We start from the raw sequence: 19,909 nt of genomic DNA, 5'->3' as shown, positions 1-19,909 counted from the left end.
GGCCGAACGATGCGGAACGCGCCTGGAGAAGGTCCTGGTTGACCAGGGTTTCAAGGACGCTGTGGTCATCCACGGGGCGGTGAAGGACATCACCGAGGGGGTCTGCCGCACGATCGGGTGACATCTGAACTGGCTTGCCCTGTGGGGCAGGTGGGAAGGATGTCGCTGTGCCCAAGCCCTATCCGGAAGAGTTCCGCCAGGACGTCGTGCGGGTCGCGAGGAACCGCGGCCCAGGTGTGACGGTCGAGCAGGTGGCCACCGACTTCGGAGTCCACCCGATGACGTTGTGGAAGTGGATGCGCCGAGCGGACATCGACGACGGCTCCAAGCCCGGAACCTCCAGCCAGGAGAGCGCGGAGCTGCGGGAGGCACGTCGGCGGATCAAGCTGCTGGAGCAGGAGAACGAGGTCCTGCGCCGGGCCGCGGCCTATCTGTCGCAGGCACATCTGCCGGGAAAAGGATCTACCCGCTCGTGAAGGAGCTGGCCGGGGACGGGGTGCCCGTCACGGTGACGTGCCGGGTGCTCAAGCTCGCCAGACAGCCCTACTACCGCTGGTTCGACAAGCCGGTGACCGACGCCGTTCTCGAGGAGGCGTATCGCGCGAACGCGTTGTTCGGTGCCCACCGTGAGGACCCTGAGTTCGGCTACCGCTTCCTGGCCGATGAGGCCCGCAGCACCGGGGCCGCGATGGCGGACCGGACTGCGTGGCGGATCTGCCGGGACAACCGCTGGTGGAGCGTGTTCGGCAAGAAGCGCGGCCGGGGCAAGAAGGCCGGTCCGCCGGTGCACGACGATCTCGTCCGTCGTGACTTCACCGCGGCCGGCCCGAACCGGCTCTGGCTCGCCGACATCACCGAACACGCCACCGGCAACGGCAAGCTGTATCTCTGCGCGGTCAAGGATGTCTTCAGCAACAGGATCGTGGGCTACTCCATCGACACGCGGATGAAGTCCCGCCTGGCCGTGACCGCCTTGGACAACGCCGTGGCCCGGCGTGAAAACGTCGACGGATGCATCCTGCACACCGATCGCGGCTCGCAATTTCGGTCCCGGAAGTTCGTCCGGGCGCTCGGCCGCCACCGGATGGCCGGGTCGGTAGGGAGGGTCGGGGCAGCCGGCGACAACGCGGCCATGGAGTCCTTCTTCAGCCTGCTGCAGAAGAACGTCCTCGACCGCAGGAAGTGGGCCACCTGCGAGGAACTACGGATCGCCATCGTGACCTGGATCGAGCGGACCTACCGATGATCACGGTGGCGTAGCGGTGCCGCCGGCGCAGAGCGAAGTCGTCGACGCCGATCACTCGGGGCGTCCGCCCTGCGGGCAGCGGGATGCGCAACAGGGTGCGCAGAGCCGTGTGACGCGAGACGCCTGCCGCAAGTATCGCCAGCAGACGTGCCCCCGCCCGGCCCGCTAAGCTTGGCGTTTAACCTCGCTGGTCTTGGTGTTCCTTGATCGATTCGGCGCGTTTGACGGTCTTGCCGACGTCGTGGTGCCTGGCCCGTTGCTTGTTCTTCGAGCCGGGAGGCCGTCCGGGGCCTGGGCGGGACGGTTTCGGCGCGCTTGCCGGGCGGGGCTGCTGTCGCGCGGACGTTGCGAAACCCCCGGCGGACCCGGGCGGGGCTGAGGCGGCGCGGTGCGGCGGGCCGTTCCCAGGGCCGACGGAGGTCCTCGGCCAGAGGCCGGGCGAGACGGAGCTGGGTGTGGGCGGCGATGATCAGCCAGGTCCACGGGTCGGCCGTGTCGGGATTCCTGACCTTCGGGGCGGTCCAGCCCAGGGTCTGCTTCATCAGCCGGAAGGTGTGCTCCAGGTCGAAGCGGCGGAGGAAGGACTGCCACCAGCGGTCCACGTCCGCCGGTGCGGCGGCGGTGGCCGAGCACCACAGCCAGACCGGTTTCGGGTCGCGGTCACCGGGCAGGCGCTCGACCTTCAGGCGGATCAACGTGCCGTGAAGGATGGGGAGTTCCTCCATGGCATGGTTCAGCCAGGGGCCGCGGTGAGTGAGCCGGGGGTGCATCCGGTCCCAGGCCGTCGCGGTGGCCGTGCCGTAGCGGGCGGTGTCCGTGGCGGTCGTGACGTCGGGCTCGTGCCAGCTGTCGGGCTTCTTGAACGTGAGGACGCCGCCATGTCGGCGGGGGCGACCGCCCCGGGGACCCGACCGGGCGGGGCCGGGATCGCGGAGCATGACCCGGTCCGAGCGCAGGCGCCCGACCAGCACGACGGGCAGGCCGGCGAGAGCATGAGTCAGGTAGGCGACATCGTAGCCGGAGTCCATCACGATCAGGATGTCCGGGTCGCCCGGTCTCCAGTGGCCTGCGCTCGTCAATCGCTCAACGACGTCGTGGAGTTGGGCTGCAGTGACAGTGGTCGCGTCGTCGGCCGGGCCCAGGCGGACCGCGTCCAGGAGAGCGACCCAGGATGTGCGGCCGGACTCCAGGGCCGCGACGAAGGAGTAGGGCCAGCCGGGCACCAACTGGTCCGAGCTGCGGTCGCCGCGTCCGTAGACATGGCAGAAGAGCCGGTCGCCGCTGGTGGGAGCGTCGGGTCGCAGCCAGTGCGACACGTCCACGGCGAGCACGATCCGCCCGTCGGCCGCCTTCGGCAGCGGCAGGCCCGCCAGCGTGCGGCGCAACCGTGTCGGCTCCAGCCATCCACGGTCCAGGGCCGCGTACAGCGCACCGTGCCCGCGCCGGTGCTCGACCGCCAAGGAGAGCTCGACCAGGGTTTTCACCGGACCGTCCGCGCACAGCACCGCGTCGGTGAGCTCGAAGAGCGCATCCGCCCGCTTGTAGAGACACTCGTAGAACTCGACCCGAAAGCGGGACAACAGACCCAACGCCTCGATTCCGGGCACACCGGCAGGCAGACTTACGGGCAGCGGCCGTTCTCTCGTGCTTTGTGACTCGACATCTCGAAGCGTGGAGAACGGCCGCCTCCGCTGTCCCGGAAAGAACCGCAGATCAGCAGGTCGGGTGACCTGCGAGGTTAAACGTCAAGCTCAGGTCAAGCGGAAACCCCAGATCACAGCTGTCGCTGAACTGGTGTGGAACGCTCTGGACGACAGTGCCACCGAGGTCGATGTCGAACTGCGCCGATCCAGCATGAAGGCGATCACCGACGTCGTGGTGACCGACAACGGTCACAGCATGACGCCCGAGCGAGCACGCACCGCTTTCCAGGCCTACGGCACCACATGGAAGACCAGCAGGACACACACTGAAGGCGGAGAGCGGATCCTGCACGGTCGCAACGGTGAAGGCCGCCTCTTCGCCTTTGCCCTGGGAGACCAACTGACCTGGGAGTCGGCGGCGGTGGTCGATCGATCGGTCACAGTCGGGAGCCTGGTTTGGTTTGACCCGCGAGGCTGCCCGGATCGAGTGCTCCACAGGCACGGTGGGGCAGCCAGTGGCGGGTTCACTCGACCGCCTGATGCTTTGGGACCGAATGAAGCCCCAGGCTGCCGGGTTCGTTGAACGACTTCCAGGTCGATGCAGAGGATGGCTCCGTGCTCAACGAAGTGCTTACCTGGCGCATCGTCAGGTAAATCAGCATCTGGTCAGCATGAGTCCTCGCATACTCCGAGGCAGGTGCTCGAGCGGGTCCTTGGACGGCGATGGCACAACAGCCGGATTCTACGCGGAAGCGCAGGTGGGAAACCTTCTTGCCCAAGAGGGGTCGATGTTCCTCAGCATCTTCGAGTGTGAGGAGTGTCGGTGTACAGTGAACAACGCCCCTGACCTGCAGAAAGCTGGCGGGGAGCCGTCTTCTAGGAGTCCAAAGTGCTGCGTACTCTGTTCAAGTCCAAGATCCACCGTGCCACCGTCACCCAGGCCGACCTGCACTACGTGGGATCGGTGACCATCGACGCGGACCTGCTGGACGCCGCCGATCTGCTGCCGGGTGAGCTGGTGCACATCGTCGACATCACCAACGGCGCGCGGCTGGAGACGTACGTCATCGAGGGCGAGCGCGGCTCGGGGGTCGTCGGGATCAACGGGGCCGCCGCCCATCTCGTGCACCCCGGAGACCTGGTGATCATCATCAGTTACGCTCAGGTCACCGACGCCGAGGCGCGAGAGCTGAAGCCCCGCGTCGTGCATGTGGATCGCGACAACCGGATCGTGGCCCTGGGCGCCGACCCGGCGGAACCGGTGCCGGGGTCGGACCAGGAGCGCAGCCCGCAGGCCGTGTCCGCCTGACCATCGCACCAGCAGTCCCCAGGAGCGTCCATGAGTGACATCGGCATCCGCGACGACCGGCCGGCCGGCCGGCTCGAGGCCCTCGGCGAGGGCGGCGAAGTCGTCGGCCGCATCGAGTACTTCGTGCTGGAGTCGCCCGCGCCCGCCCTGGTGCCGGTGCACACGATCGTCGAGCCGGCCCACGAGGGCAAGGGCATCGCCGGCTCCCTGGCCCGCGAGCTGTACGCCGTCTCCGGGCGCGAGGGCGTCCCCGTGGCCCCGCTCTGCCCGTACGTCGTGAAGTGGGCCGGGCGCCACCCCGAGGAGGCTCCGGCGGCCGACCCCGCGCTGCTGAGGGCCGCCAGGGAGTGGCTGCGCGCCCACCCCGGCCGGTTCTGAGCGGCCTCGATGCTCGCCCTCCTGCACACCTCGCCCGTTCACGTGCCCGTGTTCGACGCCCTGCGTGACCGGGCCCACCCCGGCCTGGAACTGCGGCACCTCGTCGACGAGGACCTGCTGGTCCGGGCGCGGGAGCGGGGGCCCGACGCGGTCGCCGCCGACGTACGGGCCGTGCTCGCGCGTGCCGTCGCCGACGGGGCGCGGGCGGTGCTGTGCACCTGCTCCACCCTCGGCGCGGTCGCGGAGTCGGCCGCGCCGGGCGTCCCCGTGCTGCGCGTCGACCGGCCGATGGCCGCCGCCGCGGTCGCCGCGGGCCCGCGGGTCGTCGTCCTGGCGGCCCTGGAGAGCACCCTCGGCCCCACCGCGGAGCTCGTGAGGGAGGAGGCGGCCCGCGCGGGCCGCCCCGTCGCCGTGCGCACGCTGCTCGTCGACGGCGCCTGGGACCGCTTCGAGGCCGGTGACACCGAGGCCTACGTCCGCCTCGTCGCCGCCACCGCCGACGCGGTCACCGACGCCGACGCCGACGCGGTCGTGCTGGCCCAGGCCTCCATGGCCCCCGCCCAGCACCTCACCACCACCCCGGTACCGGTGTTCAGCAGTCCCGGGCCGGGCCTGGCCGCGGGCGCGGAGGCGGCGCGCCGTCGCTGACTCCGCGCGGCGGGGGACCCGGCCGGGCGCACCGCGTGCCACCACCGGGTGACTGCGTGCGCCGCCGTCGGGTAGGCGGGGGAGTAGTTCAGAGCCACGTTCGCCCCCGGCCCGGAGGACACGATGACGAACCCGTACCCCGACCCCGTCCAGCCGCCGCCGACGCCGGTTCCCGACCCGTACCCCAGCCCGGTCCCGAACCCCGAACCACCCCCGGGGCCGGAGCCCGCCCCGCCCGTTCCCGGACCGGATCCGCAGCCGACTCCGCCGCCGGCCCCGCCGCATCCGGGCCCCCCGCCGCCGGACCCGGACCCGTCCCCGATCCCGCCGGGCCCGGAGCCGGTCCCGAACCCGGAGCCGGGCCCCCCGCTCAGCTGACCCGGGTGGACGGACCGACGAGCGGTGGGCGGCACCCCGCAGGACGCCGCCCACCGCGACAGACCTCCGCGAGGACGGACGGCTACGCCGAAACCTCCGACCGGTCCCCGCCCCACAGCGTGTGGAACGACCCGTCCCGGTCCACCCGCCGGTAGGTGTGGGCCCCGAAGAAGTCCCGCTGCCCCTGTGTCAGGGCGGCGGGCAGCCGCTCGGCGCGCAGGGCGTCGTAGTAGGCGAGCGCCGCCGCGAAGCCCGGCGTCGGCACGCCCTGGAGCGTCGCGGCGACCAGCACCTCGCGCCACGCGTCCTGCGCGGCCCCGATCTCCGAGGCGAAGGTCTCGTCGGACAGCAGGCTCGGCAGGTCCGGCCGGGCGTCGTAGGCGGCGCGGATGCGGTCGAGGAAGGCCGCCCGGATGATGCAGCCGCCCCGCCAGATCGCCGAGACGGCACCGAGGTCGATGTCCCAGCCGTACTCCGCGCCGCCCGCGGCGATCTCGTGGAAGCCCTGCGTGTACGAGACGATCTTGGAGGCGTACAGCGCCTGCTCGACCCGGTCCGCGAAGGCCTGCGCCTCGGCCCGGTCCAGGGGTGCCGCCTTCGGTCCGGACAGGCCGCGCGAGGCCTCCCGCAGCGCCGCGTGGCCCGACAGCGACCTGGCGAAGACGGCCTCCGCGATGCCCGACACCGGCACCCCGAGGTCCAGCGCGATCTGCACGGTCCAGCGGCCGGTGCCCTTCTGCTCGGCCTGGTCCACCACCACGTCCACGAACGGCTCGCCCGTCGCCGCGTCCACGTGCGACAGCACCTCGGCCGTGATCTCGATCAGGTACGAGTCCAGCCGGCCGGTGTTCCAGGTGCGGAAGATGTCCGCGATCTCGGCGGGGGAGTACCCGGCTACGTCCCGCAGCAGTTGGTACGCCTCACCGATCAGCTGCATGTCGGCGTACTCGATGCCGTTGTGGACCATCTTCACGAAGTGCCCGGCGCCGTCCGGACCGACGTGCGTCACACAGGGCGCCCCGTCGGCCGCCTTGGCGGAGATCTTCTCCAGCATGGGACCCAGCGACCCGTACGACTCCGGGGAGCCGCCCGGCATGATGCTGGGGCCGTGCAGCGCGCCCTCCTCGCCACCGGAGATGCCCGTGCCGACGAAGTGGATGCCCTGCTCCCGCAGCTCGCGCTCACGGCGCCGGGTGTCCGCGAAGTGCGCGTTGCCACCGTCGATGATCATGTCGCCGGGCTCCAGCAGCGGCGCGAACTCCTGGATCACCGCGTCGGTCGGCTCCCCGGCCTTCACCATGATCACCAGGCGGCGGGGGCGCTCCAGCGCCGCCACGAACTCCTTGGCGGTCTCGGCCGCGATGAACTCGCCCTCGCCGCCGAACTCCTCCACGAGGGCGTGCGTGCGCGCCGCCGTCCGGTTGTGCAGGGCGACCGTGTAGCCGTTGCGGGCGAAGTTGCGGGCGAGGTTGCGGCCCATTACCGCGAGTCCCGTGACGCCGATCTGGGCTGAGTTGGTCATGCGGTTGGCTCCTTGGAAAGTCTGTAAAAATCTGTGGTCGGCCGACCCTGCTCCGCGCGCGACCCGTGCTCGTCGACGCCGGTCCCGGCCTGTGTACATCCTGTCGCGTCGGTGCACCCCTCGCACGTGCTGGACACGCCAAGTCGCCCACCCGGATACGGACACAGGGCCCCATCCGTCTCAGGGATCACGCAACAAGCCGGTGATCCGCCTCAGTTGAGCCGGTGCGGCCGATTGTCGTCTTGTCACGGCCCGTGAGCGGACCTTACTTTTGCCCCTCCTGACGCATGTCGAGGGGGATCTCCATGGCCGCACGCGGCCGGCACCGCCGGTATCAGCCGAACAGGATCAACCGGGCCTCGCTCACCGTCACGGCGGGCGGCGCCGGCATGGCGATCCCGCTCATCGGCGCCGGAGCCGCCCAGGCGGCGGACGTGGACACCTGGGACAAGGTCGCCGCCTGCGAGTCGACCAACGACTGGGACATCAACACGGGCAACGGCTATTACGGCGGCCTGCAGTTCACCCGGTCCACCTGGGAGGCGTACGGCGGCACCCGGTACGCGCCGCGCGCGGATCTGGCCACCAAGGACCAGCAGATCGCCGTGGCGGAGAGGGTGCTGGACGGTCAGGGGCCGGGCGCCTGGCCCGCCTGCTCGGTGCGGGCGGGGCTGACCGCCGGCGGCGGCGCCCCCGACATCGAGCCGGCCGGCGCGTCCGCGAAGACCGCCGCCAGGCCGGCGAGCACCCTGAAGGACGTCCAGCCGCAGACCACACCCCAGTCGCGGGCCGGCACCGCCCGGATGTACACGGTCGTGCACGGCGACACCCTCTCGGAGATCGCCGACGCCAAGGACGTCCGGGGCGGCTGGCGGGGGCTGTACGCCGCGAACCGGACGACGATCGGGACGGACCCCGACCTCATCGTGCCCGGCCAGCGGCTGAACCTGCGCGGCCAGGCCGTGGCCACCAAGGCTCCCGGGAAGAAGTCCACGGAGACGGAAACCGCGGACAAGAAGGCCACGGGCAAGAAATCCACGGGCAAGAAGTCGGCCACGGAGAAGAAGTCGACCGGCCGCGCCCTCGCCGCCCCGGTCGACGCCGGGCTCGGCACGCCGTACCACGCGACGGGTTCCTCCTGGTCGAAGGGCTACCACACCGGCGTCGACTTTCCCGTGCCCACCGGCACGTCCGTGAAGTCCGTCGCCCCGGGCACGGTGGTCAGTGCGGGCTGGGGCGGTTCCTTCGGCTACCAGGTGGTCGTCCGGCACTCCGACGGCCGCTACTCGCAGTACGCGCACCTGTCCGCGATCTCCGTGCGGGACGGGCAGTCCGTGGGCGCCGGTCAGCGCATCGGCCGTTCCGGCTCCACCGGCAACAGCACGGGCCCGCATCTGCACTTCGAGGTGCGGACAGGGCCCGGATTCGGCTCGGACATCGATCCCCTGGCCTATCTGCGGGCCGGCGGCGTCAGGATCTGATGCGCACCCGGTGCCGCCGGTCGAGGACCGGCATCGGGACGTACGGCCCGCCGTAGAACGGCCCGTACAGCGGCAACGGTACGGGCGCGGGAGCCGGCACCACCGCTGCCGGCGGTTCCTCGGGGACCACCGGCCCGTCCGCCACCACCGGCTCCTGCGCCACCACCCGGGCCGGTACGGCGCCGGTCAGCTGCGGGGAGGTCTGCGCGGACGCCGGGACGGCGGCCGGTCCGGCCGACAGTTCCGGGAACGCGAGAGCCATCCGCTCCGCGGCGTGCGCCGCAGCGGACTCCGCGACCGCCGCGAGGGGCCGTGCCGCGACAGTGCCGTCAGCAGGCTCCGGAAACACGACGAAGAGGTCGGCCACGGGCGCCACGACTCCCGTGGGGACCGTCCGCGTCTCCTCGTGCCGCGGGCCGGTGGTCTCCGGCTGGGTGCTCGTCAGCCGCTCGGTCGTCAGCAGGATCAGGCCACCGGCCGCCACCACACCACAGCTCAGGGCGAGCGCGGTGCCGGTGGTGCCGTAGCGGAAGGTCTCGCCGAACATCGTGATGCCGACGGCCGCCGCCACCACGGGGTTCACCACGGTCAGCGTGGCCAGCGGGGCCGCGAGCCCCGCGCCGCGGTAGGAGGCCTGCGACAGCAGCATGCCGGCCGTGGCCAGGACGCCGATCACGGCCAGGGAGGGCAGGTCGGCCGCCGAGACGCCGTCGGTCCAGTCGACCGCGACGGTCTTGGTGAACACCGACGACATGCCGAACGCTATGCCGGAGCCGGTCGCCAGCAGCATGCTGCGCACCGCCGGGTGCCGGTGCGCGGCCCGGCCTGCGACCATCAGCGCCGCGACGGCGCCGCCCGTCACGAGCGCCGCGCCCACCCGCTGCGGGGTGTTGAGCGACTGCGCGTCGGCCGTGCCGACCAGGGAGAGCAGACCGGCCAGACCGACGGTCGCCATGACGGCGCCGCGCCAGGCCGTCGCCCCGGCCCTGCGGCCCACGAACAGCGCGGCCATCGGCAGCGCGAAGACGATGGTGAGCGCGCCCAGTGGCTGGACCAGGCTGAGAGGACCGTACGCGAGCGCCACGACGTGCAGCAGACCGCCGAGACCGTTCAGCCCGACTGCCGCCCACCAGCCGGGCCGCCGCAGCGGGGCGTAGTGCTCGTCGGGGGAGGACACCGCGACCTGCTCCTGCACGATCGCCCCGGCCGCGTACGCCACGGCGGAGACGAGCGACAGGACCACGGACAACGCGAGGGCGCTCATGAGCTGCTCCTCTGCGTGAGGCGGGGGCCCGGGGCCCGGCGCGGTGAACGGTCGACTCTCATGCCCAACACGATGCCCTGTCGATCTGTTCCCGTCGTCGTCCCTGAGCACTCAATGAGTCCTACTACCGATGGAGTAGGGAGCGCCCCCACTCCTCCCCAGGGTGGGGGACACACAAGGGATCTCCCTGACGGGACACCCCGAGGATCTCCCGCACGGCGGCGGTCCCCGGTCCGGCGCCGCCCTTGCCCGCGGCCCCCCCCCCCGACGGCGGCCCCCGGCCCTCCTTGGTACTACTGCACGTCGTGGACCTCGACCCCCGACTGACCGCACTGCGCGCCCTGGGCGGCTTCTTCGCCCTGCGCACGACACCGCCCCCCGCCCCGGACGGGGAGCCGGCCCCGCTCCTGCCGACGCTCGCGCAGGCCTACTCCGCCGCGCCCACCGGCGCACCCGGCGACCCCCTGGCCCTCCGCGTCGGGAAGGTGGCCCGCGCCCTGCGCGCGCCCGAGCCGCGCGTCGCCGCCTCCGTGACCCAGCAGGGCCTCGCGGCCCGGCTCTGGTCGGTCGCGCTCGGCTGTGCCGTCCTCTACGGCGCGCAGCCCGACCTGGCGCCGGGACTGCTGCGCTGGGATCCGGACGGCAGCGCCCCGGACGACCTGTGGCTGACGGAGGTCCGCGCCCGGCCCGGCGACGCGCGGACCCTGGCGGCGACGGTCCTGCACGGCCACCTCGAACCGCTGGCGGCGGCCCTGCGCGCCCGCCACCGCGTCGCCCCCGGCCTGCTGCGCGGCAACGCCGCCTCGGCGCTCGCCGGCGCGGCCCGGCAGCTCGACGGCTGGGCGCGGGCGAACGGCCGCCCCGACGCCGCCGCCCGCTCCCGCGCCCTCACCGCCGAACTCCTCGCCCACCCCCTCCTGGCCGGCACCGTAACCCCGGCCGGCACCGCCTTCCGCCGCCGCAGCTGCTGTCTCTACTACCGGGTGCCCGGCGGCGGGGTGTGCGGTGACTGCTGCTTCCCGCGGCCCCCGCGCCCTTTCCTCCGCGGCCCGTCTGGGTGACCATGAAGGGGACCGGCTTTCACATGCGAATCCAGGGGGTTGCCGGGTGCGAGTGGGACTGCTGACCCGGGAGTACCCCCCGGACGTGTACGGCGGGGCGGGCGTCCATGTCGAGTTCCTCGCCCGGGAGCTGCGCGAACTGGTCGACCTGGAGGTGCACTGCTGGGGCGAGGGCCGTGCCGAAGGCGTCCGGCGCCACCGCTCCTGGCCCGTCCTCGACGGCGCCAACGACGCGCTGCGCACGTTCTCCGTGGACCTGGCCATGGCCGCCGCGCTGGAGGACCGCGAACTGGTCCACTCCCACACCTGGTACGCCAACCTCGCCGGCCATCTCGCCAAGGAGCTGTACGGCGTCCCGCACGTGGTGACCGCGCACTCGCTGGAACCCCTGCGGCCCTGGAAGGCCGAGCAACTGGGCGGCGGGTACCGCCTGTCCGGCTGGGCCGAGCGGACCGCCGTGGAGGCCGCCGACGCGGTGATCGCCGTGTCCGGCGCGATGCGCGAGGACATCCTCGCCTGCTACCCGGCGCTGGAGGCGGCACGGGTCCACGTCGTCCACAACGGCATCGACACCGCCCTGTACCGGCCCGACCACCGCACGGACGCCCTCAACCGGATCGGTGTCGACCCGGCCCGCCCGTACGTGCTGTTCGTCGGCCGCATCACCCGTCAGAAGGGCGTCCCGCACCTGCTGCGCGCCGTCCGGGACATCGACCCGGCGGCCCAGGTCGTGCTGTGCGCGGGCGCGCCCGACACCCCCGAGATCGACCGCGAGTTCCGTGAGCTGTTCGCGGAGCTGAGCCGGGCCCGGGACGGCGTGCACTGGATCCCGCGGATGCTGCCGCGTCCGGAGGTCATCCAGCTCCTCACCCACGCGGCCGTCTTCGTCTGCCCCTCGGTGTACGAGCCGCTCGGCATCGTCAACCTGGAGGCGATGGCCTGCGGCACGCCCGTCGTGGCCTCCCGGGTCGGCGGCATCCCCGAGGTCGTCGAGGACGGCGCGACCGGACTGCTGGTCCCCGTGGCGGAGGGGGACGAGGGGGCCCGCGCCTTCGAGGCGGGTCTCGCGCGGGCCCTGGACTCCGTGCTGGGCGATCCGGCGACGGCCCGCCGCATGGGCGAGGCCGGGCGGGTGCGCGCGGTGGAGGAGTTCGGCTGGGACGCGGTCGCCCGGCGGACCGTCCGGCTGTACGAGGACACCCTCAAACAGGCGTAGCGCGCCCCGTGCGGGGCAGCAATGGATCAATCAGGGTGAGGGGAGCGGCCATGCGTCGTGGTGGACCTTCGGTCCTCGGAATCGTGCTGGCGGGCGGCGAGGGCAAACGCCTGATGCCTCTCACGGCGGACCGCGCCAAGCCCGCGGTCACCTTCGGCGGGACGTACCGTCTCGTCGACTTCGTGCTGTCCAACCTCGTCAACGCCGACATCCTGCGCATCTGCGTCCTGACCCAGTACAAGTCGCACTCGCTGGACCGGCACATCACCACGACCTGGCGGATGTCGAGCCTGCTCGGCAACTACGTCACCCCGGTCCCGGCCCAGCAGCGCCTCGGCCCGCGCTGGTACCTGGGCAGCGCCGACGCCATCCTCCAGTCGCTGAACCTGATCTACGACGAGCGCCCCGAGTACGTGGCGGTGTTCGGCGCCGACCACGTGTACCGCATGGACCCGCGCCAGATGCTCGCCCAGCACATCGACAGCGGCGCGGGCGTGACGGTGGCCGGCATCCGGGTGCCGCGCGCCGAGTCCGCGTCCTTCGGCGTGATCACGGCGGGCTCGGACGGGCAGACGGTGGAGCGGTTCCTGGAGAAGCCCGCCGACCCGCCGGGCCTCGCGGACGACCCGGAGTGCGTGTTCGCCTCCATGGGCAACTACGTCTTCACCACCAAGGCCCTCATCGAGGCGCTCCAGCGGGACGCCGAGGACGAGCGCTCGGTGCACGACATGGGCGGGTCGATCCTGCCCCAGCTCACCGACCGCGGTGAGGCCCAGCTGTACGACTTCAGCGAGAACCACGTGCCGGGCGAGACCACCCGCGACCAGGGCTACTGGCGGGACGTGGGCACGCTCGACGCGTACTACGACGCCCACATGGACCTGATCGCCGAGCGGCCCGCGTTCAACCTGTACAACCGCAGCTGGCCGATCTACACCCACTCGGGCCAGTTGTCCCCGGCCCGTTTCAACGCGGGCGGCATCGCCAGCGAGTCGATCATCAGTGCGGGCTGCCTCATCCGGGGGCAGGTCTCCCGCTCGGTGCTGTCGCCGGGCGTCCTGGTCGACCCCGGGGCGGTCGTGCAGGGTTCGATCCTGCACGACAACGTCCACATCGGGCGGGGCGCGGTGGTGCGCGGGGCGATCCTGGACAAGAACGTCGAGGTGCCGCCCGGCGCGACGATCGGCGTGAACCCGGAGCGGGACGCGGAGCTGTACTCGGTGTCGAAGGCGGGCGTCATCGCCCTGGGCAAGGGACAGCGAGTGTCGTGAGCGCAGTACGGAGAAGACGGAGAGGTGCCGTGCACGGGAGCGTCGCCGGCCGAGCGAACCCGTCGATCACGCTTTCGAAACCGATGCTCCTTTTGACGCATACGCAACGATTTCTTAACTATGCGCAGCATGACCGTGCTTGACCGTAATCATGCGGGGCGGTTGACTACTGGCTCACTCTCCGTCGACGCGAGGCAAGCCCGTGACCGCTGATCCACTCGCACCCCTCGACCTGGCGTTCTGGAGCATCGAGACTCCCGAGAACCCGATGCACCTCGGCGCGCTGGGCGTCTTCGCCGCGCCCTCGGCCACCGCCGCCGCCCACGCCGCCGACCTGCTCGCCGGCCGGGCCGCCGCCGTCCCCGGACTGCGCATGCGGATCCGGGACGTGTGGGGGCCGCTCACCGCGCCGCTCTCCCTCGGCGGCGCCGTCCGCGAACCCGACCCGGAGTTCGACCCGCAGCGCCACGTGCACCTGCACGCGCCCACCGCCGACTTCCAGGCGGCGGCCGGGCGGCTCATGGAGCACCCGCTGGACCGCGGCCGGCCCCCGTGGGAGGCGCACGTCCTGCCGGGGGAGGCGGGCGACGGCTTCGCCGTCCTGTTCAAGTTCCACCACGCCCTCGCCGACGGCCTGCGCGCGCTGACCCTCGCCGCCGCCATCCTGGACCCCCTGGACCTGCCCGCCCCCCGGCCCCGCCCGGCGGCGCCGCCCCGCGGCCTGCCCGAGGCGCGCGCACTGCCCGGCCTGCTGCGCGGCGCCCTGTCCGACGTGGGCCGCGCCCTCGACATCGGCGCCTCCGTCGCCGTCCACACCCTCGGCGTGCGCTCCACCACCGCCCTCACCGCCGGTCCCACCGGCACCCGCCGCACCGGCGGCGTGGCCGTCGACCTCGACGACGTCCACCGGGTGCGCAAGGTCGTCGGCGGCACCGTCAACGACGTGCTGATCGCGGTCGTCGCCGGGGCGCTGCGCACCTGGCTCGACGAGCGCGGCGACGGCAGCGCCGGCGTGACCCCGCGCGCCCTCATCCCCGTCTCCCAGCGCCGTCCGCGCACCGCCCACCCGCAAGGCAACCGGCTCTCCGGGTACCTGATGAGGCTGCCCGTCGACGATCCCGACCCGCTCGGCCGGCTCGGCGCGGTCCGCGCCGCCATGAACCGCAACAAGGACGCCGGACCCGGCCGCGGCGCGGGCGCCGTCGCCCTGCTCGCCGACCACGTCCCCGCCCTCGGCCACCGCCTGGGCGGCCCCCTGGTCAGTCAGGCCGCCCGGCTCTGGTTCGACATCCTCGTCACCAGCGTGCCGCTGCCGGGCATCGGCCTGAAGCTCGCCGGGAACCCGGTGACCGAGATCTACCCCTACGCCCCGCTCGCCCGCGGCCAGTCCCTGGCGGTGGCGATCTCGACGTACCGGGGCCTGGTCCACTTCGGCCTGGTCGCGGACGCCGAGGCGGTCCCCGACCTCGACCGGTTCGCGCGGGCGCTGACCACGGAGGTGGAGACGCTCATCACGGCCTGCGGCTCTTGACCCGCGCGGGTTTGGAGGGGAGGCCCGGTGCTCCGTAGAATTCCCGGTTCGAAAGCGGGCGCGGTCGGAGCGCCGCACGGGGCAGCAGGGAAACGGCAGCGCGATGACGGTGACAGAGGACGGCCCGGCGGCCATGGACGAGGCCATGGACAAGGCCGTTGACGAGGCCGTGTACGGGCCCGGCATCGACCCGGAGCGGCTGGCGGTCTGCCTCGCCGTGCTGGAGGAACTCGACCGGCTCGACGTCGACCACCCCGACGCGATCACCGTGCGCCGGGCCACCGCCGGCATCTACCGCTCGGTCAAGCAGCGCCGCCGCCAGGAGCGCCGGGCCGCCAAGACCGCCCACGACAGGGCCGTCACCGAGGCCACCGCGACCGGTTCCGCCCAGCGCATCGACGACGAGACCGAGGGCATCCTGCCCTCCTCCCGCACGGAGGAGGGCACGATCGCGGGGATACTCCAGCGTCCCCGCTCCTGCTACACCTGCAAGGCGCGCTACGTCGAGGTCGACTACTTCTACCACCAGCTCTGCCCGGAGTGCGCCGCCGAGAACCGCGCCCGCCGCGACGCCCGCGCCGACCTCACCGGCAAGCGCGCGCTGCTCACCGGCGGCCGCGCCAAGATCGGCATGTACATCGCGCTCCGGCTGCTGCGCGACGGGGCGCACACCACGATCACGACCCGCTTCCCGAAGGACGCGATCCGCCGATTCAAGGCGATGGACGACGCGGCGGACTGGATCCACCGCCTGGAGGTCGTCGGCATCGACCTGCGCGACCCGGCACAGGCCGTGGCGCTGGCCGACCGGGTCGCCGAACAGGGGCCGCTCGACATCCTGATCAACAACGCGACGCAGACCGTACGCCGGCTGCCCTCCGCCTACGCCGCCCTGGTCGACGGCGAGAGCGCCCCGCTGCCCGCCGGTGAGCTGCCCGCCCACCACGTCATCGGCGCCTTCAACTCCGGGGCGGTCGACGGCCTCGCCGCGCTGCCCCTCGGCACCAGCGGCATGGACGCGCAGCGGGTCGCCGACCTCGCCCTGGTCGCCGGCAACGCCAGTGTCGCCCGGCACCTGGACGGCACCGCCATCGACGCGGGAGGTCTGGTCCCCGACGTCGTCGACACCAACACCTGGGTGCAGACCATCGAGCAGATCTCCCCGGTGGAGTTGCTCGAGACCCAGCTGTGCAACTACACGGCGCCCTTCATCCTGATCAGCAAACTCCGCCCGGCCATGGCCGAGGCGGCGCGCCGGGCCTCCGGCAAGCGCGCCTACGTGGTGAACGTCTCGGCGATGGAAGGCGTCTTCGGCCGCGGCTACAAGGGCGCCGGCCACCCGAACACCAACGCCGCCAAGGCCGCGATGAACATGGTCACGCGGACCAGCGCCCAGGAGATGTTCCAGACCGACGGCATCCTGATGACCTCGGTCGACACGGGCTGGATCACCGACGAGCGTCCGCACTACGACAAGCTGCGCCTGGCCGAGGAGGGCTTCCACGCCCCGCTCGACCTGGTCGACGGCGCGGCCCGCGTCTACGACCCCATCGTGCGCGGCGAGTCGGGCGAGGACCTGTACGGCGTCTTCCTCAAGGACTACGCACCCGGCAAGTGGTGACGGCGACACTCGGCGGGCGGTGAGTGACGGGCCGTCAGGCGGTCGCCCCCGGCAGCGAGTCGGCCCACCGCCCTCAGTGGCGAGTCGGCCGACCGCCCCAGCTGTGAGGCGGCCGACGGCTCGCGGCCTTGTGCCGGTCGACGGCGCGCAGTGGTGAGGTGCGGGCCGCCACCAGCTCCAGCACGGTCCTCCAGTCCTCCAGCACTCCCGCGTCGAACCCGGCGGCCCGGCCGTCCTCGTCGGCCTGCCGCAGCACGGCCAGGTCGTCGTCGGCGGCGGCCGCCCCGTGCCAGGGAGGCCGCCGCACCAGCCACGCCACCCGCTCGCCGAGCAGCGCGGCGGTCTGCAGCGCGTGGTCGTGCGCACCGACGCCGCGCGACCGACGCCGCGCAGCTCCATGCGTCGGTTCTCCCGCGAGACAGCCGTAGCGGTACGTCGGCAGAGCACGGCGAGTCTGGGGCCGGGCCAACGGGACCCGAACCGCGCGACGATGACGGCGCGCCTGTGCGTCCGCGTACGCCGTACGAGTGAAGGTCAAAGGGTGCTTCCAGGGCGGAAAGGGTTGAATCATCTGCGGGGACACATGGGTGACTTGCCATGGTTACCCCAAATTTTCAGCCCGATAGAGCGGTATCCCGCTCATCTGGTTACTCTGTAGCCGACGGACAGCAGGACGGAGTGCCACCCCACACCCACCGTCCGTCATGGGACAAGCCGGTTCACAGCGGCCTGCTCCTTCTGGAGTTTGCCGGCGCCACCGCGTCAGAACTGCCCTTGAGCCAGACCCGAGGGGCGCCAGACGCCGGATCCGCAGACCGACCGGCACGCCCCGAGGGTGACCGACACATAAGGAGTGCGCGGTGACACCGGAGAAGACGAAAAGCGAGCAACGCCCCAAGGAACGCATCGAGCGTGCGGGCCGCCGGCCCGGAGAGCTCGGCAGCCTCGACGTGTGGGCCCGCTCCGCCCCCATCCGGCTGGCGGGGTACGAGGACGACCTCAACGAACCCCACATCCTGCCCAGCGTCGACTGACGCCGGCGGACCGCTCGCGACCGCCGGGCGCACGGGCGTGCGGACAGCACGCCCGTGCGACACGAGGCCCCGGCGACACCGCGCCCGCGGACCCGCCGCTCATCGGTCGAGCGGCGCCGTCCGCCGCCACGGCCGCAGTTCCTCCAGCCGCTCGGCCACCCGCAGCAGCCGCGCCTCCGTACCGGGCAACCCCACCAGTTGGACGGCGGTGGGAGCGCCCGACGGGAGCGTGCCGACCGGGACCGCCATGGCCGGCCAGCCCGTCAGGTTCCACGGCGGCGTCAGCGGCGAGTAGTTCGTGTTCGCCAGCACATTGCGCAGCCAGCCCCGCTCGTGCCACGGCGCCGACTTCGGCGAGCGCCGCGCGAGCGCCGGGGTGAGCAGCACGTCGTACTCCGCGAAGAACGGTTCCAGGCGCCGGCGCAGCTCCTCGCGCGCCGTGCCGCCGCGCACCCCGTTCAGGAACCGCCGACCCAGCGCCGCGTGCACGCGGGTGCGGCGGGCCAGCAGGCGCGGGTCCAGCGACCGGGCGTCGACCGCCGTACCGGCCGTCCAGTGCGCGAGCGAGGTGACGCCCAGCGTCAGCGGATACGGCGGCTCGGCCCGCCGCACCCGACACCCCGCCCGCGCCAGCGCCCCGGCGGCCTCGCGCGCCGCCGCCACGTACGGCCCGGTCACCCGCACTCCGGCCAGCGGGCTGCGCACCGACACCGCGATCCGCAACGTGCCGGACTCCTCCGCCGGTCCCGCGACCTCGGCGCCGGCGAGGACCGACAGCATCAGGCGGGCGTCCTCGACCGTCGTCGCCAGCGGACCGTTCTCCGACATCCCGAACCAGTCGCCGTCGCCGATCCCCGCCGGGACCACGCCGCGGCCCGGCTTGACCGTGACCAGACCGCAGTTGGCCGCCGGTATGCGCAGGGAGCCCATGCCGTCGTTGCCGAGGGCGATCGGCACCATCCCGGCCGCCACCGCCGCCGCGCTGCCGCCGGACGAACCGCCCGCCGTGCGCGACGTGTCCCACGGGTTGCGGGCGGTGCCGTGCACGCCCTCCGTGGTGCCGAAGACGCACAGTTCCGGCACGTTCGTCAGACCCACCACCACCGCGCCGGCCGCGCGCAGCCGGGCCACGGTGACATGGTCGGCGCCGGCGGGCGTACCGGGGGTCGCGGCCGAACCGACACGGGTCGACTCGCCCCGCACGGCGAGGTTGTCCTTGACCGCCACCGGTACGCCGGCCAGTGGCAGGCGGTCCCGGTCGGCGCGGGCCGCCACCTCGTCGGCCTCGGCGAGCGCCGCCTTCGCCCGCACCGCCCGGAACGCCCCGATCCGCCCGTCCAGCCGCGCGATCCGCTCCAGATGCTCCGCCACCACCGTCCGGGGCTCGACCCGCTTCTCGCGTACGGCGGCGGCGATCTCCGCGGCGGTCCGGCCGACCCACTCGGTCACAGGCGCTCCTCGGTGTGCGGGCGTGCGGGATGCTACTGGCGAGTACAGGGAGAACTGTGCCCCGCGGAACGCGTCACGTCGAGGGGTCTTCGCGGCCCGCCCCGTCCCGCAGCCACTGCTCGACCCCGCCCACGTGGGCGGCCGCCGCCGCCCGTGCCGCCTCCGGGTCGCGGGCCGCCAGGGCGCGGTGGATCGCGGCGTGCTCCCGGCGGGTGCGGGCGAAGGCGCCCTCCTCCCGCCGGCCCCGCCGGACGCGGGCGCGGAAGGTGCGTGAGGACAGGCCCTCCAGGATCGCCGCCATCGTCTCGTTGCCGGCCGCCGCGGCGATCTCGCGGTGGAAGGCGAGGTCGTGGGCGAGGATCTCCTCCGGGTCGTCGGTGGCGTTCATCGCCGCCAAGTGGCCTTCCACGGCTTCCAGTTGCCCCGGAGTGATGCGGGCGGCCGCCAGGGCGGCGGCCGTCGACTCCAGGACGCGCCGGATCTCCAGCAGCTCCACCAGACGCGGGCCCCGCGAGAGGTCGGCCACCACGCCGAACGTCTCCAGCAGATCGCCGGCCCGGAGCTGGGTCACGTAGATGCCCGAACCGTGCCGGGCCTCCAGCACCCCCATGACCGTGAGCGCCCGTACCGCCTCCCGCACCGAACTGCGGGAGATGCCCAGCTCCGCCGCGAGGTCGCGCTCGGTCGGCAGCCGCTGGCCCGGCTCCAGCAGGCCCTCGCCGATCATCGCCTTGATCCGCTCGATGGCGCGCCGCGTCACCGTGCCCTTCGGGGCGGCGGGCGGCCCGCCGGGCGGGGACTGGTTCACGTCACCTCTCCTGTCACCGGTGCGCGCGGTTCGCCGGTGCGCGCAGTCT

16 protein-coding genes and 4 pseudogenes are annotated in these 19,909 nt (G+C 72.8%); 13 read left to right on the top strand and 7 right to left on the bottom strand.

Features of this window, described 5'->3' with window-relative positions; translation table 11 throughout:
- Nucleotides 1-94, top strand: a pseudogene (locus AB0N31_RS26860) (IS5/IS1182 family transposase); the annotation flags it as partial.
- A gap of 73 nt (nucleotides 95-167) precedes the next feature.
- A pseudogene (locus AB0N31_RS26855) lies at nucleotides 168-1,240 on the top strand (IS3 family transposase); the annotation flags it as partial.
- 1 nt (nucleotide 1,241) lies between these two features.
- On the opposite strand, the pseudogene AB0N31_RS26850 reads toward AB0N31_RS26855, so the two are convergent.
- Both AB0N31_RS26850 and AB0N31_RS26845 read right to left on the bottom strand, forming a co-directional pair.
- Nucleotides 1,242-1,485 (bottom strand): annotated as a pseudogene (locus tag AB0N31_RS26850) (ISL3 family transposase); the annotation flags it as partial.
- Between the two features lie 51 nt (nucleotides 1,486-1,536).
- Nucleotides 1,537-2,853, bottom strand: a pseudogene (locus AB0N31_RS26845) (NF041680 family putative transposase); the annotation flags it as partial.
- Nucleotides 2,854-2,971: 118 nt separating this feature from the next.
- On the opposite strand from AB0N31_RS26845, the gene AB0N31_RS26840 reads away from it, so the two are divergent.
- The 4 genes from AB0N31_RS26840 (at nucleotide 2,972) to AB0N31_RS26825 (ending at nucleotide 5,224) form a co-directional block, all read left to right on the top strand.
- Nucleotides 2,972-3,472, top strand: coding sequence for an ATP-binding protein (locus tag AB0N31_RS26840; RefSeq protein WP_366061001.1), 501 nt, complete (start codon nucleotides 2,972-2,974; stop codon nucleotides 3,470-3,472).
- 306 nt (nucleotides 3,473-3,778) lie between these two features.
- On the top strand, nucleotides 3,779-4,198 hold the full coding sequence (gene panD, locus AB0N31_RS26835; RefSeq protein ID WP_366061000.1) for an aspartate 1-decarboxylase: 420 nt from the start codon (nucleotides 3,779-3,781) through the stop codon (nucleotides 4,196-4,198).
- Nucleotides 4,199-4,228: 30 nt separating this feature from the next.
- Entirely contained in the window at nucleotides 4,229-4,576 is a 348-nt protein-coding gene (locus AB0N31_RS26830) for a GNAT family N-acetyltransferase (protein WP_366060999.1), read from the top strand.
- A gap of 9 nt (nucleotides 4,577-4,585) precedes the next feature.
- Nucleotides 4,586-5,224 (top strand): aspartate/glutamate racemase family protein, encoded by a 639-nt coding sequence (locus tag AB0N31_RS26825; RefSeq protein WP_366060998.1) that lies wholly within the window; start codon nucleotides 4,586-4,588, stop codon nucleotides 5,222-5,224.
- A gap of 460 nt (nucleotides 5,225-5,684) precedes the next feature.
- Here AB0N31_RS26825 and gndA read toward each other — a convergent pair whose 3' ends face one another.
- On the bottom strand, nucleotides 5,685-7,124 hold the full coding sequence (gndA, locus tag AB0N31_RS26820; protein WP_363087892.1) for an NADP-dependent phosphogluconate dehydrogenase: 1,440 nt from the start codon (nucleotides 7,122-7,124) through the stop codon (nucleotides 5,685-5,687).
- A 305-nt stretch (nucleotides 7,125-7,429) separates the two neighbouring features.
- Between gndA and AB0N31_RS26815 the strand changes: the two genes are divergently transcribed.
- On the top strand, nucleotides 7,430-8,605 hold the full coding sequence (locus tag AB0N31_RS26815) for a transglycosylase family protein (protein ID WP_366060997.1): 1,176 nt from the start codon (nucleotides 7,430-7,432) through the stop codon (nucleotides 8,603-8,605).
- Here the strand turns inward: AB0N31_RS26815 and AB0N31_RS26810 are convergent.
- Nucleotides 8,595-9,869 carry a DMT family transporter gene (locus tag AB0N31_RS26810; RefSeq protein WP_366060996.1) on the bottom strand — a complete coding sequence of 425 codons (1,275 nt, stop codon included), beginning with the start codon at nucleotides 9,867-9,869 and terminating at the stop codon, nucleotides 8,595-8,597. The two genes, AB0N31_RS26815 and AB0N31_RS26810, sit on opposite strands and share 11 nt — an antisense overlap.
- Nucleotides 9,870-10,174: 305 nt before the next feature.
- Here AB0N31_RS26810 and AB0N31_RS26805 point away from each other — a divergent pair, with 305 nt between their 5' ends.
- The 5 genes from AB0N31_RS26805 (at nucleotide 10,175) to AB0N31_RS26785 (ending at nucleotide 16,569) form a co-directional block, all read left to right on the top strand.
- Nucleotides 10,175-10,930, top strand: a complete 756-nt coding sequence (locus AB0N31_RS26805) for a (2Fe-2S)-binding protein (RefSeq protein WP_366060995.1) — start codon at nucleotides 10,175-10,177, stop codon at nucleotides 10,928-10,930.
- Between the two features lie 46 nt (nucleotides 10,931-10,976).
- A complete protein-coding gene (glgA, locus tag AB0N31_RS26800; protein WP_366060994.1) occupies nucleotides 10,977-12,146 on the top strand; it encodes a glycogen synthase in 1,170 nt (389 codons plus the stop codon).
- A gap of 50 nt (nucleotides 12,147-12,196) precedes the next feature.
- Nucleotides 12,197-13,417, top strand: coding sequence for a glucose-1-phosphate adenylyltransferase (glgC, locus tag AB0N31_RS26795; protein WP_366060993.1), 1,221 nt, complete (start codon nucleotides 12,197-12,199; stop codon nucleotides 13,415-13,417).
- Between the two features lie 202 nt (nucleotides 13,418-13,619).
- Nucleotides 13,620-14,948, top strand: coding sequence for a wax ester/triacylglycerol synthase family O-acyltransferase (locus AB0N31_RS26790; protein WP_366060992.1), 1,329 nt, complete (start codon nucleotides 13,620-13,622; stop codon nucleotides 14,946-14,948).
- 103 nt (nucleotides 14,949-15,051) lie between these two features.
- Nucleotides 15,052-16,569 carry an SDR family NAD(P)-dependent oxidoreductase gene (locus AB0N31_RS26785; protein WP_366060991.1) on the top strand — a complete coding sequence of 506 codons (1,518 nt, stop codon included), beginning with the start codon at nucleotides 15,052-15,054 and terminating at the stop codon, nucleotides 16,567-16,569.
- Nucleotides 16,570-16,642: 73 nt separating this feature from the next.
- Here the strand turns inward: AB0N31_RS26785 and AB0N31_RS26780 are convergent, their stop codons facing one another.
- Nucleotides 16,643-17,038 (bottom strand): hypothetical protein, encoded by a 396-nt coding sequence (locus AB0N31_RS26780; RefSeq protein ID WP_366060990.1) that lies wholly within the window; start codon nucleotides 17,036-17,038, stop codon nucleotides 16,643-16,645.
- A gap of 391 nt (nucleotides 17,039-17,429) precedes the next feature.
- On the opposite strand from AB0N31_RS26780, the gene AB0N31_RS26775 reads away from it, so the two are divergent.
- Nucleotides 17,430-17,603: a hypothetical protein gene (locus tag AB0N31_RS26775; protein WP_366060989.1), complete on the top strand. Its 174-nt coding sequence runs from the start codon at nucleotides 17,430-17,432 to the stop codon at nucleotides 17,601-17,603.
- Nucleotides 17,604-17,702: 99 nt separating this feature from the next.
- On the opposite strand, the gene AB0N31_RS26770 is transcribed toward AB0N31_RS26775, so the two are convergent.
- Complete coding sequence (locus AB0N31_RS26770; RefSeq protein ID WP_366060988.1) at nucleotides 17,703-19,052, bottom strand: amidase family protein; 1,350 nt, start codon at nucleotides 19,050-19,052, stop codon at nucleotides 17,703-17,705.
- A 73-nt stretch (nucleotides 19,053-19,125) separates the two neighbouring features.
- A complete protein-coding gene (locus AB0N31_RS26765) occupies nucleotides 19,126-19,860 on the bottom strand; it encodes an FCD domain-containing protein (protein WP_366060987.1) in 735 nt (244 codons plus the stop codon).
- Nucleotides 19,861-19,909: the final 49 nt, after the last annotated feature.

The organism is Streptomyces sp. NPDC051051 (assembly GCF_040682975.1).
Lineage (GTDB): Bacteria > Actinomycetota > Actinomycetes > Streptomycetales > Streptomycetaceae > Streptomyces.
Note: the sequence above shows the minus strand (reverse complement) of the source record. Positions and strands in the feature narration are given on the sequence as shown.

Coding starts and splice junctions, on each gene's coding strand:
- AB0N31_RS26830 (WP_366060999.1), top strand. CDS start 4,229: ATGAGTGACATCGGCATCCGCGACGACCGGCCGGCCGGCCGGCTCGAG.
- AB0N31_RS26825 (WP_366060998.1), top strand. CDS start 4,586: ATGCTCGCCCTCCTGCACACCTCGCCCGTTCACGTGCCCGTGTTCGAC.
- gndA (WP_363087892.1), bottom strand. CDS start 7,124: ATGACCAACTCAGCCCAGATCGGCGTCACGGGACTCGCGGTAATGGGC.
- AB0N31_RS26815 (WP_366060997.1), top strand. CDS start 7,430: ATGGCCGCACGCGGCCGGCACCGCCGGTATCAGCCGAACAGGATCAAC.
- AB0N31_RS26810 (WP_366060996.1), bottom strand. CDS start 9,869: ATGAGCGCCCTCGCGTTGTCCGTGGTCCTGTCGCTCGTCTCCGCCGTG.
- glgC (WP_366060993.1), top strand. CDS start 12,197: ATGCGTCGTGGTGGACCTTCGGTCCTCGGAATCGTGCTGGCGGGCGGC.
- AB0N31_RS26785 (WP_366060991.1), top strand. CDS start 15,052: ATGACGGTGACAGAGGACGGCCCGGCGGCCATGGACGAGGCCATGGAC.